This window comes from Chryseobacterium sp. VD8 (assembly GCF_037149975.1).
GTDB classification, from domain to species: domain Bacteria; phylum Bacteroidota; class Bacteroidia; order Flavobacteriales; family Weeksellaceae; genus Chryseobacterium; species Chryseobacterium indicum.
This window is the reverse complement of sequence record NZ_JBBCQL010000320.1, coordinates 1-3731: the sequence shown is the minus strand read 5'-3', so window position 1 is coordinate 3731 and position 3731 is coordinate 1. Positions and strand designations below refer to the sequence as shown.

At 34.5% G+C, this 3731-nt stretch carries 5 protein-coding genes; 3 read left to right on the top strand and 2 right to left on the bottom strand.

Translation table 11 applies throughout. From position 1 onward, the window contains the following. Positions 1–621 (top strand): hypothetical protein (locus tag WFK35_RS21365; protein WP_336734548.1); only part of this gene is annotated, 621 nt, incomplete at its 5' end. 121 nt (positions 622–742) lie between these two features. Next, the gene (locus tag WFK35_RS21360; protein ID WP_336734547.1) at positions 743–1348 is read left to right on the top strand and encodes a hypothetical protein; all 606 of its coding nucleotides are present in this window, start codon (positions 743–745) and stop codon (positions 1346–1348) included. A gap of 17 nt (positions 1349–1365) precedes the next feature. Here the strand turns inward: WFK35_RS21360 and WFK35_RS21355 are convergent, their stop codons facing one another. Together WFK35_RS21355 and WFK35_RS21350 are read right to left on the bottom strand one after the other, a co-directional pair. Beyond that, positions 1366–2388, bottom strand: a complete 1023-nt coding sequence (locus WFK35_RS21355; RefSeq protein ID WP_336734546.1) for an NAD-dependent epimerase/dehydratase family protein — start codon at positions 2386–2388, stop codon at positions 1366–1368. Between the two features lie 62 nt (positions 2389–2450). Next, a complete protein-coding gene (locus WFK35_RS21350; RefSeq protein WP_336734545.1) occupies positions 2451–3026 on the bottom strand; it encodes a Crp/Fnr family transcriptional regulator in 576 nt (191 codons plus the stop codon). 90 nt (positions 3027–3116) lie between these two features. On the opposite strand from WFK35_RS21350, the gene WFK35_RS21345 reads away from it, so the two are divergent. After that, complete coding sequence (locus tag WFK35_RS21345; RefSeq protein ID WP_336734544.1) at positions 3117–3632, top strand: hypothetical protein; 516 nt, start codon at positions 3117–3119, stop codon at positions 3630–3632. Positions 3633–3731 lie beyond the last annotated feature (99 nt).

Here is a 3731-nt window from a genome sequence, read left to right as displayed (position 1 = left end):
TCGGTTTCTATCCCCACTTTCGGATGGGAAATCGTTGATCAGAATGCGGAACGTATTGTGTGGGTGAATCCTGAGCAAAGCGCTTTAATTTCTCTCTATTTTTTCAATATTCCTCCTGATTTGCCAACTGTTAAAAATACAGATGAATTAAGAAATTTTCACAGACATTCCATTTCAGCTTCCGGCGGTGGTATTGTGGAGGTTTCACTATTTAATCTTCATAACATACCCAGTGTAAAAACCATTTTTAAAATCCCGCAGGAGGAACATGGGATGACGTATCTTGCATCGGTTACCATTCCTTTTGAAAACTGCAGTTTCGTCATCAAAGCTCAGGCTGTTGAAACCGGAACAATAGGGATAAGAGATAATCTGATACTAAGCAGATTTCTCCAAAACGGCGAAGTTACATTCGATGATAATGGACTGAAAAACTGGTTTGAAGATCCGTACGAACCTTCGTTCAGATCCGGAACTCTTATGAACAAATCTGAAAGAGAAGAATATGACAGTGATTTTCCTGATCATCCCCTTTCCATTGTTCGAAGCATGATGAATAAAGCCATTCAGGAAGTCGTTTTAAAAGATGAACTAAAATATTTAAACATTTTCAACAAATAGTAAAACTTATAATAAAAACACCTGTAAAGTGTATGAAATAATACCAATCTGCATTTTCATATGAAATTTTTCACTACCTTAGTTTTGAAATTTGCTGAAAAATAAGGCAATACATAAGATTATGGCAGAAAAACTTTATTTCATCAAAACCAATCCTGTTGCCGCAAAGATCAATCTATACAATAAAATCTGCCGCGAAGAAGAAGGTGCACTTCAGTTTTTTAAAGAAAATCAAAAAACAAGTTTTGAGCTTATTAAAAAGAAAGTTCAGGAGAATGCAGAAAGTCTTAATAAAGAAGAAGTGGAAGATATTTTCAATTGGTTTGCATCAAAATACATTTCCGATCCGGAAGAAATGAAAACCCAGCTTTTCGTACACGGATTTGATATTTTTTATGAAATAAATAATACAGAAAAAGTTGAAAATTTTAAACAGATTCTTGCAGATTATGAAAAATATTCAACACAATATTTAGGGTACAAATGCAATACGGAAGATTTCAACCGCTTTCTGATCTATGGAATTTTTTTCACAGGATTCATTAATAAAAAGAAGGAAGATTATTTATCTGATTATTTACAGATTAATCATAAAGATCTGTTTTCCTTTGCAGAACAGAAGTTCAACGCCGGAAATACAGAACTTTACCGGGAAAATAATTTTCCCGATTTTAAGGAGCTGTACGACTGCACAAAGTTTTATAACGGTTTAATTTTCAGACTTTAAAATAAGAAGAGGCTTTTTCAGGCCTCTTTTATTATTAAGTTCCTGTTTTTCATGAGATAATCCAGCGCTTCTTTTACTGCTGTCTCAGGATTTTTCGGCATAAAGCCCAATTCATTTCTTGCTTTTGAAATATCAAAATTCTGCTGTAATCCGGAAAACATAGAAATATCCTTTCGCGTCAGAACAGGAGCTTTTCCTTTCAGTATTGCCGAAAATTCCATGATTCCCGCAATCAGCTTAAGGATAAATTTCGGAACCGACTGCGGAATTTTCAGGTTCAGTTCCGGATACAGTCTTTTTACCAGAGCTGTTGTATCTGTGATCGTCATACATTCTTCATTTGCCAGAATATATCTTTCACCTGAACGTCCTTTCTGTGCTGCAAGATAACATCCTTCCGCCACATCTTTCACATCAATCCAATTGAGCGTAATTTTTGTATCAACAGGAATTTCTTTATTCAGAATTAATTTTAAGATACCGTAAGAAACATTCAGCGGGAGAAAAGCTTCCGCTCCGATCATCGCGGAAGGCATTACGGAAACCAGTTCTATTCCAAACTTTGCAGCCAGTTCAAAAGCAAGCTTTTCACCGTCATTTTTAGAATTATAATACATATCCCTGCGATCCGGATTATAACCATAGCTTTCTTTTGTCGGAAGTCTGGTGTAATCCAAAGCTGCAATTGAACTTACGTAGACCATTTTTTTCACTCCCGCTTCAGCCGCTGCTTCAATCGTATTTCTTGTACCCTGCAGATTAACGTCATAAATTTCTTTTTTCGGATCTTTTGCCCAAAGTTTAAATGCGGCTCCAACGGCATAAAAAGTTTCCACTCCCTGCAAAGCCTTTACGAAAGATGCTTTATCCGTAATATCTGCCTGAACAACTTCGCAGTTTAATCCTTCAAAACATTTTTTTTGAGCTGTATTTCTTACCGTCGCCCGCACAGGAATTTCTTTTTGCAGTAACAATCTTACCAGATTATTTCCCAAATGTCCATTGGCTCCGGAAACCAGACTTAGTTTTTCTTGTATCATTTTTCATTATATTTTGATGATACAAAGTTCCCTGTCCTGATTCCAAAATCACTTGATTTTTGTTAGTTAATCAGTTTTCTGCGGATTCTGCTGAGACTTTCGGGCTTCATTCCGAGAAAAGAAGCAATATACTGAACAGGAACAAACTGAATTATTTCCGGATAATTTTTCAGCAATTGAAGATACCTTTGTTCTGCATTTAATGTTGAAAGTTCTTTTGAACGGTTTTCGTTGTAAGTAATCGACTGATGGAAAACAGAAATACTGAAATCTTTCATTGCATAACTTTCGAGCGTAAGCCTTTCCAGATTTCCCTTTGTAATTCTTAATAATTTACAATCTGTAATACATTCTACATTTTCGTCCGATTTTGTCTGATTGATAAAGTGAAAGTATGAGGTAAAAAATCCGGGAGGACAATTGATATGGGTGGTTATTTCGTTTCCTTTTTCATCAGTATGAAACAATCTCAGATATCCGGAAACAATATAATACAGATGCTCCGGAACATTTCCCTTTTCTTCAATAATCGTATTTTTCGGATATTCTACAGGCTCGAAACAGTCTTTAATCAGCGCGATTTCGTCAGCATTAAAATGATGAAAAGACTGAAGATGCTGTATAAGTTTGCGGTGCATGATAAAAATGAATGAGAAATACAAATTTAATGAAAATCAAAAGATATTTTGTTTCAAGCTATTCTCTAAATTTACAAATTGCAAAGTACCATGAGAAACAACCAAAAAATAATCCAATCGGATGAATTAGATATGCTTTTAATCCTTCTTCCTTCCGGATGGAGTGAATTTCTGCTTTACATTGATGGAAGAAGCTTTAATTATGTAATCACTCATGCTTTTAATAATCCCTTTTCTGAAATCATGTATGCTGTTCTGGATCTGATACAAGACAAATGGGAAACTGAATTTATCTGGTACAACGAACCGGGAGGATGCAAATTTGAAATAAAACGAATAAAGGATAAACAGCATAAAGCCATTATTTCTGTATATAATTTTGAAGAATCTTACGGAGGACAGTTGAATTTTAAACTGGAAATACAGTTCGAAGTTAAAATAAAACAATTTGTTCTGCTTTGTTATCTTCAACTGAAAAAAACGTATTTACTGCTTAATGATAAAGAATTTTCAGACAAAAGAAGCGGTGCCTTTCTTGTACAGAATTTCCATGACTTTGAAAGAAAAGTTGAAGATTTTCTGAAGAAAAAACAAATGATTTTTTAATAAAATTCTATATTTGTACTCATGAAGCACTTAAATAACCTATTGCGTCTTCCTTTTTTCTGCAATTATTATTACCCGGATAATCGTTCGGGAAGACTT

What these genes read in the sequence shown, in the direction of transcription:
- WFK35_RS21350 (WP_336734545.1), bottom strand. Translation starts at nt 3,026, where the DNA reads ATGCACCGCAAACTTATACAGCATCTTCAGTCTTTTCATCATTTTAAT.
- WFK35_RS21345 (WP_336734544.1), top strand. Translation starts at nt 3,117, where the DNA reads ATGAGAAACAACCAAAAAATAATCCAATCGGATGAATTAGATATGCTT.
- WFK35_RS21360 (WP_336734547.1), top strand. Translation starts at nt 743, where the DNA reads ATGGCAGAAAAACTTTATTTCATCAAAACCAATCCTGTTGCCGCAAAG.
- WFK35_RS21355 (WP_336734546.1), bottom strand. Translation starts at nt 2,388, where the DNA reads ATGATACAAGAAAAACTAAGTCTGGTTTCCGGAGCCAATGGACATTTG.